At 66.5% G+C, this 18,058-nt stretch carries 16 protein-coding genes and 2 tRNA genes; 13 read left to right on the forward strand and 5 right to left on the reverse strand.

Annotated elements, in window-relative coordinates; all coding sequences use genetic code 11:
• Nucleotides 1-3 precede the first annotated feature (3 nt).
• From U5798_RS20810 to glmS, 6 genes are all read left to right on the forward strand, one after another.
• A complete protein-coding gene (locus tag U5798_RS20810; protein WP_322083046.1) occupies nucleotides 4-999 on the forward strand; it encodes a polymer-forming cytoskeletal protein in 996 nt (331 codons plus the stop codon).
• 12 nt (nucleotides 1,000-1,011) lie between these two features.
• Entirely contained in the window at nucleotides 1,012-2,025 is a 1,014-nt protein-coding gene (locus U5798_RS20815) for a YaiO family outer membrane beta-barrel protein (RefSeq protein ID WP_322083047.1), read from the forward strand.
• 13 nt (nucleotides 2,026-2,038) lie between these two features.
• On the forward strand, nucleotides 2,039-2,809 hold the full coding sequence (locus U5798_RS20820) for a hypothetical protein (RefSeq protein ID WP_322083048.1): 771 nt from the start codon (nucleotides 2,039-2,041) through the stop codon (nucleotides 2,807-2,809).
• A gap of 335 nt (nucleotides 2,810-3,144) precedes the next feature.
• Nucleotides 3,145-5,295 (forward strand): hypothetical protein, encoded by a 2,151-nt coding sequence (locus U5798_RS20825; RefSeq protein ID WP_322083049.1) that lies wholly within the window; start codon nucleotides 3,145-3,147, stop codon nucleotides 5,293-5,295.
• A 91-nt stretch (nucleotides 5,296-5,386) separates the two neighbouring features.
• Nucleotides 5,387-6,475, forward strand: coding sequence for a hypothetical protein (locus U5798_RS20830; protein ID WP_124453890.1), 1,089 nt, complete (start codon nucleotides 5,387-5,389; stop codon nucleotides 6,473-6,475).
• Nucleotides 6,476-6,523: 48 nt separating this feature from the next.
• Entirely contained in the window at nucleotides 6,524-8,341 is a 1,818-nt protein-coding gene (glmS, locus tag U5798_RS20835) for a glutamine--fructose-6-phosphate transaminase (isomerizing) (RefSeq protein WP_322083050.1), read from the forward strand.
• Nucleotides 8,342-8,395: 54 nt separating this feature from the next.
• Here glmS and U5798_RS20840 read toward each other — a convergent pair.
• Both U5798_RS20840 and U5798_RS20845 read right to left on the reverse strand, forming a co-directional pair.
• Nucleotides 8,396-8,472: transfer RNA gene (locus tag U5798_RS20840), tRNA-Arg, on the reverse strand.
• Nucleotides 8,473-8,652: 180 nt separating this feature from the next.
• Complete coding sequence (locus tag U5798_RS20845) at nucleotides 8,653-9,483, reverse strand: undecaprenyl-diphosphate phosphatase (RefSeq protein WP_059649338.1); 831 nt, start codon at nucleotides 9,481-9,483, stop codon at nucleotides 8,653-8,655.
• Between the two features lie 479 nt (nucleotides 9,484-9,962).
• On the opposite strand from U5798_RS20845, the gene U5798_RS20850 reads away from it, so the two are divergent.
• The 5 genes from U5798_RS20850 to U5798_RS20870 all read left to right on the forward strand — a co-directional run bounded on the left by U5798_RS20850 (nucleotide 9,963) and on the right by U5798_RS20870 (nucleotide 15,483).
• Entirely contained in the window at nucleotides 9,963-10,874 is a 912-nt protein-coding gene (locus U5798_RS20850) for an aldose epimerase (protein ID WP_322083051.1), read from the forward strand.
• 132 nt (nucleotides 10,875-11,006) lie between these two features.
• Nucleotides 11,007-11,708 carry a peptidoglycan DD-metalloendopeptidase family protein gene (locus tag U5798_RS20855; RefSeq protein WP_124453906.1) on the forward strand — a complete coding sequence of 234 codons (702 nt, stop codon included), beginning with the start codon at nucleotides 11,007-11,009 and terminating at the stop codon, nucleotides 11,706-11,708.
• Between the two features lie 368 nt (nucleotides 11,709-12,076).
• Nucleotides 12,077-13,696: an acyl-CoA synthetase gene (locus U5798_RS20860; protein ID WP_322083052.1), complete on the forward strand. Its 1,620-nt coding sequence runs from the start codon at nucleotides 12,077-12,079 to the stop codon at nucleotides 13,694-13,696.
• Between the two features lie 73 nt (nucleotides 13,697-13,769).
• Entirely contained in the window at nucleotides 13,770-14,093 is a 324-nt protein-coding gene (locus tag U5798_RS20865) for a DUF2288 domain-containing protein (protein ID WP_322083053.1), read from the forward strand.
• 10 nt (nucleotides 14,094-14,103) lie between these two features.
• Entirely contained in the window at nucleotides 14,104-15,483 is a 1,380-nt protein-coding gene (locus U5798_RS20870) for an MATE family efflux transporter (protein WP_322083054.1), read from the forward strand.
• Between the two features lie 19 nt (nucleotides 15,484-15,502).
• On the opposite strand, the gene U5798_RS20875 is transcribed toward U5798_RS20870, so the two are convergent.
• Nucleotides 15,503-15,667 (reverse strand): hypothetical protein, encoded by a 165-nt coding sequence (locus U5798_RS20875; protein ID WP_322083082.1) that lies wholly within the window; start codon nucleotides 15,665-15,667, stop codon nucleotides 15,503-15,505.
• Between the two features lie 148 nt (nucleotides 15,668-15,815).
• Here U5798_RS20875 and U5798_RS20880 point away from each other — a divergent pair, with 148 nt between their 5' ends.
• A complete protein-coding gene (locus U5798_RS20880) occupies nucleotides 15,816-15,986 on the forward strand; it encodes a hypothetical protein (protein WP_322083055.1) in 171 nt (56 codons plus the stop codon).
• Between the two features lie 189 nt (nucleotides 15,987-16,175).
• On the opposite strand, the gene U5798_RS20885 is transcribed toward U5798_RS20880, so the two are convergent.
• Both U5798_RS20885 and sixA read right to left on the reverse strand, forming a co-directional pair.
• Nucleotides 16,176-16,982, reverse strand: coding sequence for a GNAT family N-acetyltransferase (locus U5798_RS20885; protein ID WP_322083056.1), 807 nt, complete (start codon nucleotides 16,980-16,982; stop codon nucleotides 16,176-16,178).
• 170 nt (nucleotides 16,983-17,152) lie between these two features.
• Nucleotides 17,153-17,614 carry a phosphohistidine phosphatase SixA gene (sixA, locus tag U5798_RS20890; RefSeq protein ID WP_322083057.1) on the reverse strand — a complete coding sequence of 154 codons (462 nt, stop codon included), beginning with the start codon at nucleotides 17,612-17,614 and terminating at the stop codon, nucleotides 17,153-17,155.
• Nucleotides 17,615-17,775: 161 nt separating this feature from the next.
• Between sixA and U5798_RS20895 the strand changes: the two genes are divergently transcribed.
• Nucleotides 17,776-17,852 (forward strand) — tRNA-Pro (locus U5798_RS20895).
• Nucleotides 17,853-18,058: the final 206 nt, after the last annotated feature.

Genomic DNA, 18,058 nt, shown 5'->3' on the forward strand with positions numbered 1-18,058 from the left:
TCGATGACGACCTTCAATTTGATGGTGCCGGTGGCCGGTGTGCTCAGCCTGCCGTTCCTGCCGATGCTGCATGAACTGATCCGGCGCAGCGACGTCGCGGCGCTGCCGATCGGCGACGGTCCGTTCGTCGATCAGGCATTGCTCGCCACGCGATGGCACGACGCGTTGCGGGCGGACGCGGCCGGCGAACCGCCGACCGATCCGTCCGCCGCACCGCCCTGGCAAACACTCGGGCTGGCCGTACAGCATGCCGACATGATTCACGTCGCACACGACGAGCATCGCGACGACGTGCTCCATGCCGATCGCGCGATCACGCTCGACGGCGGCGCCCGCGCGGCGTATGCGTTCGCCGGCGAACGCATCGACATTCACGCGGGAGCGACGATCGGCGCACTGGCGCACGCGCCGCAAATCGACGTCGACGGCGCGGTGCTGCGCGGCGTCGTGGTCGGCGGCACGGTGCACCTGCACGGCGCCGGCGGATTCGCGTGCCTGTACGGCGAACCGATCGTCTTCGGCGCTGCGCCGGGGACACGCGCCGCCGGCATGCCTGCCGCACCGCGCCGCGCGATCTCGCTCACCCGCCACTTCGCATCGCTGCCGCATCGCTTCCTGCACGGCCGCTACCTGGTGCATTGCGACGTGCGCCTGCCCGCGAACACGGTCGTGCAAGGCAACCTCATCGTCGGCGGTACGCTCGTGCTCGGCGAAGGCTCCGTGCTGCGCGGCAGCGTCAAGGCGCATCGCGTCGAGCTCGAACGTCACGCATTGCTGCACGGCGCCGTGTTCGCGCGCGACGACGTACTGCTCGCCCATGCGAGCTGCATCGACGGCGTCGTGTCGGCCGGCGGCCTGCTGCGGCTGACCGGTGCGCGCATCGGCGTCGCCGGCCATCCTGTCAGCGCGTGTGCGCGCGATGTCTCGGTCGTCGGTCACGCGTGCGTGCATGGCGACCTCGTCGCGTGGCGCAGCGGCTGGTTCCACGCATCCCGTTAAGGAGCGCCCCCCATGTCCGATCGCCCCTGCCATCGCGGCCCGCGCGTGCCGGTTGCCACCCTCGCGGTGCTGTGCGGCGTCGCCTTCGGTACGCCACCGGTGCTGGCGGCACTGCCGGACGACAGCGCCGCCGCACCGCCCGTGCAGCCGCCCGACGTCCCGGCCGTCATCACGCCACGGCCGCGCGACGAATCCACGTTCGTGCGCGTCAGTGCCGACGGCCTGCCGGACGGCGTGTCGCTCGCCGAGTTCACGCCTGACGATACGAACCGGCCACCGCTGCCCGATGCAATCGTCACACATGTCCAGGCACCGCAAGAAAAGCACACCGAACTGTCGCTCGGCTATTCGAGCGCGCATCTGACACACGGCTATGGCGACTGGTACGGCGTGCATCTGCGCGGCGTCTATCAGGATGGCGGGCGCACCGTGCTCGGCGAACTCGCGCAACTGCACCGCTTCGGCGAGAACACGCAGCTCGGCTCGCTGACCTACGTGCAGGATATCGGCCCCGACTGGTTCGGCGGCATCGGCTTTGCCGGCACCACGTCGGGGACGATCCTGCCGAGCGCACGCGTCGACCTGTCGATCAATCGCAAGCTGTTGCCGGATCGTTCGCTGGTCGTGTCGCTGGGCGCCGGCCACGCATGGAACCGCAGCGGCCATCGCGACCAGCTCTATCACGCCGGCGTGATCTGGTACGCGCTGCCGAAATGGATCTTCGAGGCCGGCATGAACTACACGGTCGATTCGCCCGGATCGGTGAAGGCGCCCGCCTACTACGGTGCCGTCACCTACGGCGAAGTCGGCAAGAGCGTGATCGTGCTGCGCGGCGGGTTCGGCCGCGAGGCCTACCAGGTCACCGGCTCCGGCTCGCAGATCGCCGATTTTCGCAGCCACGAGATCGACGCGAAATGGCGCTACTGGTTCACGCGCAAGTGGGGAACGCAGCTCGAGTTCGACTACTATCACAATCCGTACTACTCACGGATCGGCGGCGAGCTGAGCGTGTTCTATCGCTGGTAGCCGGGCGGGCGCCATGCAGACGCACCCTGTCCGTCCTCACGCCGACCGTTCGCTGCGGATTCACGCCCATCCGCAGCGCTGGCTGTCGTCGATCGCACTGCTGACGCCTGCGCTGTATGCATCGCTGTGGGTCGGCTTGCCGATCGCCTGGCGTTACTGGCGCGCGGTGATGGTCTGGGGCGCATACCAGATCGATCCGGCGCTGCACGTGATCGTGATCGGCTATCCGCCCGATGCGCCGCGCGTACCGCTGCTGTCGATCGACGTTGCCGCGCGCATGCCGGGCGACATGCTGCTGGCCCTCACCGCGGCGCTCTGCGCGATCGGCTTCGCCGCATCCTTCATACGGCACCGGAACTGGCTGCCTGTTGCATATCTGTTACGTATCGCGAGCTTCACCCAGCTGCTGATTTGCGTGTATTTCTGGCTCGCGCCCGGCACGTTTCCGTATGTCCCGTTGCTGCATCTGCGCGACATGTTCGTGCTGCTCGGTGCGGCGATCGCGATGATCCCGCTGGTGATGGCGGCGCTGTACTACCCGCTCGATTTCTCGCTGCCGCAGAAGGCGTTCGCGTCGGTACTGGTGCTCGGCTACTTCATTTTCGCGCTGCCGTTCGTGATGCTGCTGCACGCGATGATCGTCCATCACGGCACGCTGCTGTTTTTGCCGTTCTGCTATTTCCTGCTCGGCGGACCGCTGCTGATCGGCCTGCTGGTCACGCTCTACACCTACTGCGCGAGCTGGCCCGGCACGCTGACGCACGGCACCGATTCCGTCTGCTGATTTCGCACACAAACGCGCCGTATCAGCGATGAAACGAATCCATTACGTTTTCTGCCGTGCCGCGCGACTCGCATTACATGAAGCCAACAGGACCGGGCCTTCGGGGTAAATGGCACGTTGTTCGCTTCACTCAATGCGTCGCATCGAGTCCCTTCGTCAACGACGACAGCGCGACGTACCGACGTATCCCGTTGGTCCGGCTGCCGTCGACAGGTGCCGCTCGATCTCCGACGCACCGGACAGCCGCACACACCTGCGGGGCAGGATTGGTCGACCTGGCGGCACGCGCATCACGGCTGCCGCACGCCCCCCATTCCTTGAGCGAGGAGTACACCATGTTGGCAAAGTCAGGCAAGTTCTTGCGGATCCTGTTCGCGTTGCTCGCGCTCGCGTTCGCATTCAGTCCGGGCGGCGTTCGGGCGGCCACCAACCAGCTCATCCTGCTGGTGCCGAACACGCTGACGTTGCCCGATCCGCGTGTGTCCGCATGGCTCGACACCGCACAAGAGGAAGGACTGCAGATCACGGTGATGACCGACAGCCAGTTCATGGCGGCCGGCGCGTCGCTGTCGCAGTTTCCCGGCCTGATCCTGCCCGATCAGGTGCATACGACGGCCGACGACACGCTCGTCACGGCGATCCAGAACTATGCGCTGAACGGCGGCAAGGTGATGCTCGTCTACGATTTCGGCGTGCTGAATTCAGCCGGCTTCTACGTGAGCCCGAAATCCCGCTTCAGCAGCATGGTGGGTGTGGACTATGTGTTGTATGACCAATACGGCGGCAACATGATCGGTCTCGGAAACGTAACCGGCATGAGCAGCTGGCTGCGCACGCTCCAGGTGCCTCCCGGCAAGTCGATGGCGTGGACCACGACGGCTTCGGCCGCGACGACCGCCAGCGTCATGGCCGCGGCGACCACCGGCAACGCGAAGACGAGCAACGCGTCGAAGCAGACCACCGGTAACGCGCTCTATCTGTCCGGCAGTCCGTCGAACCCCGGCGGCCTCGCCAACTACAACCACGGCGCATGGTTCCAGTACGACACGCCGCCTGCAGGCAGCGGCCTGCTGAACCAGACGGCGCCGAAGCTGACCGGCGTCGCGAACGGCAAGCAGGTGAAGTCCGGCACGTATAGCGCCAACTCGCTCGTCAGCACCACGACCGGCAAGGCGGCAACCGCGCTCGCCTCCACGATGGCGACGACCACCGACACGCTCGAAGGCATCTCCGGCTATGTGTACGGATTCCTGACCTATCCGAGTTTCGTCACGCAGGGGACCTACACCGGCACGACGATCCTGACCTCGCCGACGTTCGGGCTGGTGTCCGGCTACAACACATATGGCAACGGCGGCGTCCTGTTCGTCAACCTGCCGCTCGCCTACCTCGACGGCCAGACCGACGGCATGCTGATCCACGGCTACCTGCACTATTTCGGCACGCAGATGCTGAACCTGCCGTCGCTGTCGCCGCTGCCGAAGGCGATGGCCGGGCTGGTGTTCAACTGGCACTTCTGCGCGGGCGACCAGATCCAGCCGGCGCTCCAGTTGAAGAACCTCGGCGTGTGGAACAACGGGCCGTTCTCGCTGGTAATCACGGCCGGCCCCGATGAAGCGACGTTCGGCGACGGCAACGGCATCAACCTCGCCAACAACCCGACCGCGCAGAATCTCGTCAAGTATCTCGTGAGCAAGGGTCAGCACGTCGGCAGCCACGGCGGCTGGATTCACGACTACTGGGGAGCCAATGCCAGCGAAACGAACGCGAGCACGTTCACGCAGTACCTGGTGATGAACCATCAGGCCGTCCAGGCAGCGACGGGCCAACCGGACGTCGAGTACGCGGCACCGGAAGGCAACACGCCGACCTGGTCGGTCAACTGGCTCGAAAGCAACGGCTTCAACGGCTATTACTTCACCGGTCACACCGGCTCGGCGCCGACCCGCGCATACCGCAACGGCGCGCTGCTGAACCCGGGCCTGTGGGCTTACCCGGTGATGCCGTTCGGCAAGTACGCGACGTTCGAGGAGTTCCAGCAATACGCGGTGCCGACGTCCGACGTGAACAACTGGTATGCAGCCCTGATGAACTTCGTCGTCGCGAACCGCACCAGCCGGCTGATCTATGCACACCCGCTCGGCGCGTCGTCCTACACGTCGACGTTGAACGCGATCTTCTCGCAAGCGAATACGCTGAAGCTGCTCGGTCAGTTCAAGTGGTACACGATGAGCGACATCACGATCTTCGATCGTGCACGCCTGAACGTCACATGGTCGGCCACCGACACGGGCAGCAGCTGGTCATTCGCCGCCAGCCACCCGACGAGCCTTGCGAACATGACCTGGTTGCTGCCGAAGAAGGCCTACGCACTGCCGGTCATCACGCAAGGCCTCGGCAGCGTCGTCATCACCGACTCGATGTACTGGCTCGTGACCGCGAACAGCGGCACCAGCATCAAGTTCACCAGCGCCAAGGTGCACTGAGCCGCAACTCGACCCACCCGCCGGCGCGCGACGCGGCCAACGTCGCGCCCGGCGGCATTTGCGCAGGACCACCGCGCAGGAGCCCCCGATCATGAACCGGCCCGCGCTGTTCCCGGCCGCACGCGCACGCGTGGCGGCCACCGCCCGGCTATGCCGCCTGTGGCGCGTTGCCTGCTGTGTGTCGGCATTCGGCTTCGCGCTGCACGCAGGCGCCGCCGAGCTCCAGCTCAACGGACTCTACCAGCGCCCCGACGGCGCGATCACCGTGCGCCTGAATGGCGCCGGCATCGATCCGTATTTCGCGGCGAAGGCGCTGCTCGCCGCCGCCGACGCCGGGCTCGACACCCACCAGGCCGCACTCGCGTGGATCGCATGGTTGTTGCCGCGTCAGCGCCCCGACGGCGGCTTCGATCGCTACTGCTTGAAGAGCGGCCAGTACAGCGCATGCGCGGAAGCCGACGCCGACGACGCGATGATGGCCACCTGGATCGAACTGCTCTCCCGCTTCGCGCCGCCCGACGGCATGCCCGCCGCGTGGGAACTCAGCCTGAACCGCGCGGGTGCGCATCTGGACACGCTGCTCAGCAAGCCCACCGGCGTCTATCAGATATCGTCCACGCTGCACGTCGCGCTGCTCATGGACAACGTCGAGGTCCACAGCGCGTTCCAGGCGCTCGCCGCGTACTACGTCCGGCATGCCGACAACACACACGCGAGCCCGTGGCGCCAGCGCGCCGACCGGCTCTCGTCCGCGATCCTGAAGGTGTTCTGGCGCGGCACGCAATCCGGCTTTCGCGCGAGCACGCAGCGCATCAGCGACACGACCTTCTATCCGGCGAAAGTCGCGCAGATCTTCCCGCTCCTGTCGGGGATTCAGGTTCCCGATCAATCGAACGAGGCGATCTACGCGCAGTGGATGCAGAAATACGGCAAGACCTGGCTGCAACTGGCCGGTAGCGATTATCCATGGGGCTTGATTGCGCTGGTCGCATTCAAGATGAACGACTGGAACACGGTCGCCTGCTGGCATGCGCGATCGGGCCCGTACCGGCATGGTGCGCACTGGAACGTACTGGAGGAATCGCTTTATCTCGCATTCGAAAGCAGGATGGCCGACCCCGTCGCGCCCGCTCAGTGCGGCTTCACGACGGCCGAGGCAACGGAGACTGCGGCGCGCTGACACGGCGTGCATGCGCTCCGGCAAAATCGACAGGGAAGGAGACGTGTCATGTGTGGCATCGTCGGCGCGGTCGCGCAACGGGACATCGTCCCGATTCTGATTGAAGGTTTGCGCCGCCTTGAATATCGCGGCTACGATTCATGCGGCGTCGCGACAGTCGTCGACGGCCAGGCGCGCCGGGAGCGCAGCATGTCGCGCGTCGCCGATCTCGACGCCCACGTGCGCAGCGCCGGCCTGACCGGCAGCACCGGCATCGCTCACACGCGCTGGGCGACCCATGGCGCGCCGGCAACCTGCAACGCACACCCGATCTTCTCTCGCGACGAGATCGCGCTCGTGCACAACGGCATCATCGAGAACCACGAAACGTTGCGCAAGCAACTGTCCGACGAGCACTACGAATTCGACGGCCAGACCGACACCGAAGTCGTCGCTCACCTGATCCACAGCAAGTATCGCGGCGACCTCCTCGCCGCCGTGCGCGATGCGACGTCGCAGCTTCACGGTGCTTACGCGATCGCGGTGTTCAGCAAACACGAGCCGCAGCGGCTGATCGGTGCGCGGGCCGGCTCGCCGCTCGTCGTTGGCGTGAAGGACGGCGAATGCTTTCTCGCGTCCGACGCGCTCGCGCTGGCCGGCATTACCGACCGCTTCATCTTTCTCGAGGAAGGCGACATCGTCGAGTTGACGCCCGGCAGCGTGCGGGTGCTCGATCGCACCGGTGCACCGATCGAACGCGCGATCCAGACCGTTTCATCCGCGCAGGGTGTGGTCGAGCTCGGGCCGTACCGGCACTTCATGCAGAAGGAAATTTTCGAGCAGCCGCAGGCCGTGGCCGCGACCATCCCCGACGCGGGGCTGTTCGATCCGGCCGTATTCGGCCCGGATGCCGCGCGGGCATTCGACCAGATCGACAACGTGCTGATTCTCGCGTGCGGCACGAGCCATTATTCCGGCCTGACCGCGCGCCGCTGGCTCGAAACGATCGCGCGCATCCCCGCGCAGGTCGAGATCGCGAGCGAATACCGTTACAGCGATGCGCTCGCGATGCCGAACACGCTGGTGGTCAGCGTGTCGCAATCCGGCGAGACCGCCGACACGCTCGCCGCGCTCAAGTACGCGCAGGCGCTCGGCCATATCGACACGCTGGCGATCTGCAACGTGCCGACCAGCGCGATGATGCGCCAGACCGGCCTGCGCTTCCTGACGCGGGCAGGCCCGGAAATCGGCGTCGCGTCGACCAAGGCGTTCACGACGCAGCTCGTCGCGCTGTTCATTCTCGCGGTAACGCTCGGGCGGCTGCGCGGCTACGTCGACGACGCGCAACTCGCGCGCTACACGATGCAGCTGCGGCGATTGCCTGGCGCGCTCGAGGACGTGCTCGGGCTGGAACCGCAGATCGAGCGCTGGGCGGCGGAATTCTCGCAGCACGAAAACGCGCTGTTTCTGGGGCGCGGGCTGCACTACCCGATCGCGCTCGAAGGTGCGCTGAAGCTGAAGGAGATTTCGTATATCCACGCGGAAGCGTATCCGGCCGGTGAGCTGAAACACGGGCCGCTCGCGCTCGTGACGCACACGATGCCGGTCGCGACGATCGCACCGAACGACGCGCTGCTGGAGAAGCTCAAGTCCAACATGCAGGAAGTGCGGGCGCGTGGCGGGCAGCTTTACGTGTTCGCCGATGCGGATACGCGGATCGACAACGGCGAAGGCGTGTCGGTATTGCGGATGCCGGATTACTACGGGCTGTTGTCGCCGATTCTGCACGTCGTGCCGTTGCAATTGCTCGCGTATCACGCGGCGTGCCTGCGCGGCGCGGATATCGACAAGCCGAGGAATCTGGCGAAATCGGTGACGGTGGAGTGATGGGGTTGCGTTGCCCGGGCGGGCAGGCCCGTGAAGGTCGTCAAGCAATAAAACTGGCCCGCCCTACACGATTCGAACGTGTGACCTACGGCTTAGAAGGCCGTTGCTCTATCCAACTGAGCTAAGGGCGGTCGGGGAGAAAAGACACGGCCTTTCGCGGACCGCATTCGGTATCGGGCTATCGAGTCACGCGCAGCAGCATCCGCACCGCCCAACTCAACGCTCCGAAACAAAACGGGCCCGGTATGGAACCGAGCCCGAAATTATACCCGATCATCGCGTCACATCACGCGAAGCGAGCCATCGCAACCTCAAACCGGCTGCGGATGCAGCATGAACCAGCCAAGACAGAACACGCCGGCGATCACGCAATACACGCCGAACGACGCGAGCCGCCCGCGCCCTTCGAAATAGCGCATCAGGAACCGCACGCTCAGGTATGCGGCGATCGCCGTCAGCACGCCGCCGAGCAGCGCGTCGGCGAGCTGGTCGCGCGCATGAAACAGCTTCGGCAGTTCGAGCACACCGGCCGCGAAGATGATCGGCGTGCCGAGCAGGAACGAGAATTCCGCCGCTTTCTCCGCCGTCAGCCCGGCCGCATTGCCGGCAATCATCGTCAGCCCGCTGCGCGAGAAACCCGGAATCAGTGCGCCGATCTGCGCGAGACCCACGAAGAACGCCTGCTTGAACGTCATCTTCTCGGGTGCCTGGTGCGCGCGGCTGCGCTGGATGCGATCGCCGAGCCACAGCAGCACGCCGTTCACGATCAGCGCGATCGCGACGATCCGCAGGTCGTGGAACACGCGCTCGATACGCTTCTCGAGCAGCAGCCCGACGATGCCGGTCGGGATCGTCCCGATGATCAGCGCCCACATCAGGTGGCCGTCGTCGTTCTTGCGGCCGCCGAGCTGCGCGAAGAAGCCGCTGATCAGCGCGATCCAGCGCGCGCGGAAGTACCACAGCAGCGCGAGCGCGGTGCCGAGGTGCAGCGCAACGAGAAACGGCAGCAATTGCGGCGCGTGCTTGTCGATATGCATGCCGAACAGCGCCGGCACGAGCAGCGTATGGCCCAGGCTGCTGACGGGGAAGAGTTCGGTGACGCCCTGCAGGACGCTCAGGAATACCAGAAACCAGAGACTCACGCGTCGGTCCTTTTAGTCGAGATTGAGCGGGAAGAAAGACGGACGACGCGATGCGCGTCCGAAAAAACGCGCCCTGATTATGCCGAGCCAGGATTACTGCGCCAAGGCATTTGGCAGCTTATTGCGGCAATGCACACAAACGCTTGCAATTTGTAAGCGCACAGAAAGCAAAAAGCCCGCCATTTGCATGGCGGGCCTGTCGACTTCGGCAGGAATTGCCGTCAGCGGCCGAGCTGATAGAAAAATAATACCGTGCTGCCGGTGAACATGCCGAACAGTGCGATTCCCATTGCCATTGCCAGATCCATGGCCCCCTCCACGAAGTGTCATGACCCGGCAACATCACCGGTTTAGATGCATTATCCAGACCGTTGACAGTCTTAAAAACTCGCAATTTCCCGAGAAGGGTTTTCCCCGAGCGGTCGCGGCCCGATAATGGAACGCACGTTGCTCCGTCCACCCGTCCAATCCGATTCGCCATGCCGATCTTCCAGCAACACGATATCCACGAACTTCACGCCGGCCCGTCGCTCGTCCGGGTCGCTCCGCAATTCGGCGGCCGCCTGCTGTCCTGGCACGTCGACGGCGAACCGGTCATCTTCTGGCCGGAAACGGCCGACTGGAGCAACCTCGCCCGCGTGCGCGGCGGCAATCCGCTGCTGTTCCCGTTCCTCGGCCGCCACCGCGTCGACGGCGAACTCGGCCGCTGGCGCGACGCCGCCGGCGTGGTCCGCGACCTGCCGATGCACGGCTTCGCGCGCGACCTGCCGTTCGACGCGCACCCGTCGGCCGACGGCGCCGCGCTGTCGATGACGCTCGACGCAAGCGACGCGCTGCGCGCGAGCTACCCGTTCGACTTCCGGTTCGAGACGACCTACCGGCTGGCCGACGCGCACACGCTCGACGTCGCGCTGACGACGACCAATCGCGGCGACACGCCGCTGCCCTACTACGCCGGCCACCACTTCTATTTCGCGCTGCCGCATGGCGAACGCGCCGAAACCACGCTCGAACTGCCGCCGACCCGCAGCTGCCAGCAGCGCGCGGACGGCTCGATCAGCCCGCTCGAACCCGGCGAAGCGCGTTACCGCCTCGACGATCCGGCCATCGTCGACCGCTTCCACTGCCTCGACGGCGAACCGTCTTCGCCGGTGCGCATCGTGATGCCGGGCCGCGGCCGCACGATCGAGATCGCGCTCGACGTGCCGGGCTCGATCCCGTGGTACGCGGTCACGACCTGGACCGAAAAGCCGGATTCCGACTTCTATTGCGTCGAGCCGTGGCTCGGCCTGCCGGACGCCATCCACAACGGCCTCGGGCTGCGCATGCTCGCACCGGGCGCAACCGAAACGGCCACGCTGCGCATTCGCGTGCACCCGCTCGCCGGCTGATACGCGAGCCGCCAAGCCGGCGCGCGACAGCCCCAACGACGGACTGAACTGCGGTGCGCGGGTCGAACCCGTTAAAATCGGACGTTTTGTGTTGCCTGCCGCTCCACCCGCGGCAGGGTTTTGCGAGGTTCAATGTTCGGAACAACAACGAAGCGACTCTTCGCAGCCGCCTGCGCCGCCCTGCTCGCCGCGTGCGGCTCCGCGCCCGTCGGCCCCGGGTTCTATCGCGTCGAGCGTGGCGACACGCTCTACAAGATCGCGCGCGACAACCGCACGTCGGTGCAGAACGTCGTGCGCTGGAACCAGATGACGAACCCCGACGCGATCGAAGTCGGCCAGGTGCTGCGCGTCGCGCCGCCGCCCGGCACGACCACCGCATCGACGCCGTCGACCACCGGCACCGGCAGCGCCGGGCGCGCGCGTCCGGCACCTTCCGCGCCGGTCGAATCGGCCGTCAAGCCGGCCACGAGCATCGGGCTGATCTGGCCGGCGGCCGGCAACGTGGTTCGCACGTTCGACGGCTCGAAATCGAAGGGGATCGACATCGCGAACTCACCGGGCACGCCGGTGGTCGCGGCCGCACCGGGTGTCGTGGTCTATGCCGGGAACGGGCTGCGCGGCTACGGCAACCTGATCATCCTCAAGCACAATGCCGACTACCTGACCGCGTACGCACATAACCGTGCGCTGCTGGTGAAGGAAGGCCAGTCGGTTACGCAGGGACAGTCGATCGCGGAGATGGGCAACAGCGACAGCGATCGCGTCGCGCTGCATTTCGAGCTGCGCTACGGCGGCCGGTCGATCGACCCGTCACGCTACCTACCGGCGCGCTGAGCGCACGACGGACGACACGCGATGCCGGCGCGCATCGCGTGCCGTCGCGGCGAAAACGGGAAATGGTTGAGTCAGCGCTTGCGCAGACGTCCGGTGAAACGGCCGGACAACGGATCGACGTGACGAGCAAACGCCACCAGCACACCGATTCCGATCAGGCTGAACCCCGCAGCTATCAGAAGCAAATCCATGGTCACATCACTGTTTTGACTTGATCTTATGCGTCATTGTGGAATCGTGCACTGAGCCGTGGCTATTGGACGAGTCCGAACATTCCCTATCAGCAGACACCATTGTGGATTCGCCTGCGTGAAAACCTGATGTAAGCGGTGCGCCGGCGCCATGATCGACACCCAGGAGACAATGCGATGCTGCCCGCCGCCGACCGCTACGACGACCTGCTCTCCCGCTTCCGGTGGGACATTCCGGCCCGCTACAACATCGGCGTGGACGTCTGCGACAAATGGGCCGACGGTAGCGGACGCCTCGCATTGATCTACGAAACGGCACACGGCGACGTGTTCCGCCTCACGTTCGACGACCTGAGGAATGCTTCTAACCGGCTCGCGAACAGCTTTGCGCGCGCCGGCCTGCGACGCGGCGACCGGATCGGCATCTTTCTCGCGCAAGGCCCCGAAACGGCCGTTGCGCACCTCGCCGCGTACAAGCTCGGTGCGATCGCGGTGCCGCTCTTCACGCTGTTCGGCGTCGATGCGCTCGAATACCGGCTCGCGGACAGCGAGGCCGCCGCGCTCGTCACCGACGCGGCCGGCTACGCGAAAATCGCACCGTTGCGCGCGCAGCTGCCGGCGCTGCACACCGTGTACTGCGTCGGCGACGATACACCCGATGCGCCGGGCGTGCTGCGCTACGACGCGGCGCTTGCCGCCGAAACGCCGGATTTCGTGCCGGCCGACACGGCCGCCGACGATCCGGCGGTGATCATCTACACGTCCGGCACCACGGGCAAACCGAAAGGGGCGCTGCACGCCCATCGCGTGCTGCTCGGCCACCTGCCGGGCGTCGAGATGTCGCAGCAATGCTTCCCGCGCGACGCGCGCCTGTTCTGGACGCCGGCCGACTGGGCATGGATCGGCGGCCTGCTCGACGTGCTGCTGCCGTCATGGCATCACGGCGTGCCGGTGCTCGCGCGCCGCTTCGAGAAGTTCGACGGCGACGCGGCGTTCGCGCTGATGGCGCGGCACGGCGTCACGCACGCATTCCTGCCGCCCACCGCGCTGAAGCTGATGCGCACCGTTACGGCGCCGCGCGAACGCCATGCGCTGTCGCTGAAGTCGGTCGCGAGCGGCGGCGAATCGCTCGGCACCGAGCTGACGGCGTGGGGCCGCGATGCGCTCGGCGTGACGATCAACGAGTTCTACGGGCAAACCGAGTGCAACATGGTGCTGTCGTCGTGCGCGGCGCTGTTCGACGCGCAGCCCGGTGCGATCGGCAAGGCGGTGCCCGGTCATGCGGTCGCGATCGTCGATGCGGACGGTACGCCGCTGCCGCCGGGCGTCGAAGGCCGCATCGCGGTGCGCCGTCCCGACCCGGTGATGTTCCTCGAATACTGGCGCAACCCCGCTGCGACGCGCGACAAGTTCGCGGGCGACTACCTGCTCACCGGCGATACGGGCACGATCGACGCCGACGGCTTCGTGCGCTTCGTCGGCCGCGACGACGACGTGATCACGAGCGCCGGCTACCGGATCGGCCCGGGCCCGATCGAGGACTGCCTGCTCACGCATCCGGCGGTGCGGATGGCGGCCGTCGTCGGCGTGCCCGACGCGACGCGCACCGAGATCGTCAAGGCGTTCGTCGTACTGAACCCCGGCCACGTCGGCGACGACGCACTCGTGCTCGCACTGCAGGCACACGTGCGCACACGGCTCGCCGCACACGAGTATCCGCGCGCGATCGCGTTCGTCGACAGCCTGCCGATGACCGCGACCGGCAAGATCGTGCGCCGCGCGCTGCGCGACGCGTGACCCGCCCGCCGGCGGCGCGGCCCGTGCGGCCGAATGGTTTATAGTGGCGCCACGCAGTCTTTCCAAGAAACCGATGTCCTCTGATCAGCACTCCGCCGCGGGCGCGTCGCACAGCCCGCTCTACGCCAAACTCCTCGGCGAAACCGCCAAGATCGACTGGTGCGATCTCGAACGCTTCTTCGCGCAGGGCAAGCTGCTGTCCGTCGCGCGCGACCTCGATCTCGTCAGCGTCGCGGAAGCGGTCGCCAGCGACGATGCCGAACAGGTCACGCGCTGGCTGTCGGCCGGCCTCGTCGCCCGCATGCCGGCCGAAACGGCCGCCGACTTCGCGGCGCGCAACCCGGAGCTGTGGGCGGTCGTCGTCTCGCCGTGGGTCTGCGTGCAGGAACGCGCCTGACGCGTTCGCCATGTCCGAATCCGCGTTACCGCAGGGGGCCGGTGCCGGCTCGGCTACCGTCACGCATCGGCGTGTCCTCGCGCTCGCCTTCCCGATCGTCCTCGCGAACCTGACCCAGCCGATCCTCGGCGCCGTCGACACGGCCGTCGCCGGTCACCTCGACGGCGCGCAGTATCTCGGCGGCGTCGCCCTCGGCGGGCTGTTCTTCAATTTCGTGTTCTGGGGTTTCGGCTTCCTGCGGATGGGGACGACCGGCCTCGTCGCGCAGGCGCATGGCGCCGGCGACACCGCCGGTATTCGCCTGAACCTGCTGCGCGCGCTGATCGTCGCGTTCGCGCTCGGCAGCGCCGTGCTCGCGCTGCAGGTGCCGCTGCTGTCGTTCGCGCTGGCCGCGCTCGGCGGCAGCGATGCCGTGCGCGCAACGGCGCTCGCGTACAGCCATGCGCGAATCTGGAGCGCGCCCTTCGCGCTCGCGAACTACGTCGTGCTCGGTTATCTGCTGGGCGTGCAGCGCGTGCGGCTCGCGCTCGTCGCGCAGGTGTTCATCAACGCGGTGAACATCGGCGCCGTCCTGCTCTATGTGTACGGCTTCGGCTGGGGCATCGTCGGCATCGGTGCCGCAACGGCCACCGCGGATGCCTGCGGTTTCGCGCTCGGTGCATGGATGCTGTGGCGGCTGCGCCCGCGCGGCCTTCCGTCGATCGCGGTACGTGCGCTCGCCGATCGCGCCGCGCTCAAGCGGCTGATCGCGCTCAATCGCGACATCTTCCTGCGCACGCTGTGCCTGCTCGGCGCGTTCGGCTGGTTCGCGCACCTCGGCGCCAGACAGGGCGACGCGACGCTCGCGGCAAATGCGCTGCTGCTGAATTTCCAGACCTTCATGGCATATGGCCTCGACGGCTTCGCCCATGCGGCCGAGGCGCTCGTCGGCGCGGCGGCCGGCGCGCGCGACCACCGCGCATTCCGGCAGGCCGTGCGCGTCACGCTGCTCTGGTCGGCGCTCGGCGCGCTGCTGTTCGCGCTCGTCTACTGGGCAGCCGGCGGCTGGATCGTCGCGCGCCTGACCGATCAGGCCGAGATCCGCGCCGTCGCGCTGCGCTACCTGCCGTGGGCGGCGATCTCGCCGATCGTATCGGTCTGGGGCTTCCTGCTCGATGGCGTGTTCATCGGCGCCACGCAGACGCAATCGCTGATGCGCGCGATGATCGTGTCGTTCTCGATTTTCGTCGCGGCCACGCTCGCGGCCGTCGGCACGTTCGGCAATCACGGCCTCTGGTTCGCGCTGCTGCTGTTCATGGCCGCACGCGGCGCGACACTCGCGCGCTACCTGCCCGGGCTGCTGCGGCGCATCGGCGCCGACGCGCACGCCACGTCTTCCGGCCGCGCGTGACGTCGGCCTGGCCGAGCCGTCATTGCGTCGGTTTCGGCGGCGGCGCGTCAAGCATCGACGGCGGCGTCATGTCGGTCGGCACACCGTGATAGTCGGCCGGATCTTCCGGCGGGTGGCCGCGACGGGCCTGACGAGGATCGCTGCCGCAGCCGGCAAGGAAGGATGCGGCCAGCACGGCCAGCATGAAACGGGTCATCGGGTATGGCTCCGGAAAACGGTGCGCCCATCGCGCGCCGGGACCGCGCCGAGTCTAGCGGAAATCCGGTTTCAGGGTCGCGCCGCGCATGTCCTACTATGTACGCATGGCGCTGTGCCGCGCAAAGGAGGCTGCCATGTCGACTGAGGAAATTGCGGGCCTGATCGGCCTGTTCATTGGCCTGATGGTGCTGGCCGCGCTGTCGTACTTCGAGTCGCGCGAATACAAGCGCAGCCATGGCGGCGAAGGGATGATTCACCACTGGATGGCGGAACATCACCTGCTCGACTGGCGGCGCAAGCACTGAGCGAGCTACCGCGCAGTCCGGTCCGCATCGAACCCGGACCGTCCTGAAACGCGCCATCCCGTGGCGTGCTTGGAACCGCGTACCGCGGAAATTATCAGGGTCAAATGAATGAACGCCGTCGCATGGCCATTGCGGCGCGACGGCGTTCGCTTGCGCGCGCCCGGCACGGGCGCGGCGCGGTTCAACGGCTCAGCCCAGGAAGTGGCGGGCGTAGCGCGCGTTGATGTCGGACAGGCGGAACAGCGTCAGGAAATCCGCGCAGTTGAAGTCGGGATCCCAAGCCGGTGCGCCGCAAATCTTCGCGCCGAGACGCAGGTAGCCCTTGATCAGCGGCGGCGGCGCGACGACGGTGCCCGTCTGCAGTTCGTCGACCGGCAGTGCCGTGTGCGGGAACGCGCGGTACTCGGGCGCCGTCAGCGACCCGCCCGACAGCGACTGGTACAGGTTCGCCGCATAGTGGCCGCCGTCGGCCATCGACACGCTCGCGCAGCCGAGCATCGTCTCGTAGCCGTTCTGCATCATGTACGCGCCGAGGCCGCCCCACAGCGCCATGATGACGGCGCCGCTGCGGTAGTCGCTGTGCACGCACGAGCGGCCGACCTCGACCATCTTGCCGCGCAGGTGCGTGAGGCGCGACAGGTCGAATTCGCCTTCGGCGTACAGGCGGCCGACACGCGCCGCCTGGTGCGGCGGCAGCACGCGGTACGTGCCGACGACTTTCAGTGTGTCGAGATCGCGCACCAGCAGGTGGTCGCAGTACGCGTCGAACGGATCGACGTCGAGACCGGACGGGCCGCTGACCTGCGCGCCCATCTCTTCGGCGAACACGCTGTAGCGCAGGCGCTGGGCTTCGCGCAATTCGTCTTCCGTACGCGCCCATGCGGCGCGCAGGCGGTACTCCGATGTGACGGTTTCACTGGCGCGCGGCAGGTGGCGCCGCGACGTGTCGAGGGGCAGCGAGGCAAAAGGGAGCGTAGGCGTCGGCAGTTCTCGCATTAGGCTTTCCTGGTCGTAAGGAATAGGACGACATGCCCGCCAATGTAGTAATCGGCCGTGACCGTTATGTGGCACGACTGTGTCCTTTCAATGACGTGTCGCCGAATTGACTTTAGCAGAAAGCTTGCGAAACCGTATGATCAATCCCTTCAAACCAATTCAGCCGGGCTTCACACCAGTTCCGGCGTCAATACCGCCCGCAATACGGCCTGCCGGCTGCCGTCGCGCGTGCGACTCGCCAGCCACACGATTCCCCCCTTCTTGACGCTCCAGCTGTCGTCGCTGTCCGCGATCAGTTGCGCGGCGACGCTGCCGAGCGTCGGCTGGTGTCCGACGATCACGACCGTCGGCGCGATGCCTGCCGGCCAGCCGGCCGCTTCCAGCACGTCGTCGACGCTGCCGCCCGGCGCGAGTGCATCGACGGTCCGGTACTGGTCGGTCAGCGCCTCGACCGTCTGCACGGTTCGGGCCGCCGGGCTCGCGAGGATCACGCTGTTCGTCTCGAGCCTGCCGCGCAGCCATTTGGCCATCGCCTGCGCGTCCTTGCGACCACGGACGGTCAGCTGGCGCGCGAGATCGCTCGACGCGTAGTCTTCGGCTTCAGCGTGACGCCACAGGATCAGGTTCATCATGATGTTCTCCTTGCTTCGGCGAGCGGCGCACACCCATGCGCACGGTTACGACCGATTGCCGTGCGAATTGTCGCAAATCGCGGCCGGTTCGCCGCCGCGGCATTTACCCGCATGTCGTGATTGACCTGATCGGTCATGCACCGATATAATCTTTGGCTCGTCGGAGCGTAGCGCAGCCTGGTAGCGCATCTGATTTGGGATCAGAGGGTCGTAGGTTCGAATCCTATCGCTCCGACCAAAGGAATCAAGGGGTTACGGTTAAGCACCGTAGCCCCTTTTCCGTTTCTGGGCCCATGTATCGCCCGCACATGCCCCCTGCTCGCGCACTTCAATTCATTGTAGAAATTCATTGGGGCACCGACGCGACAACGCGCGAGACTCTGCCCGCCAACCCCCGCGCGACACTTCCAGGAACACGCGATAATGCGCGTGAACAACCTGCAC

It is taken from the genome of Burkholderia sp. BCC1972 (assembly GCF_905339605.1).
In the GTDB taxonomy this organism is placed as follows: domain Bacteria; phylum Pseudomonadota; class Gammaproteobacteria; order Burkholderiales; family Burkholderiaceae; genus Burkholderia.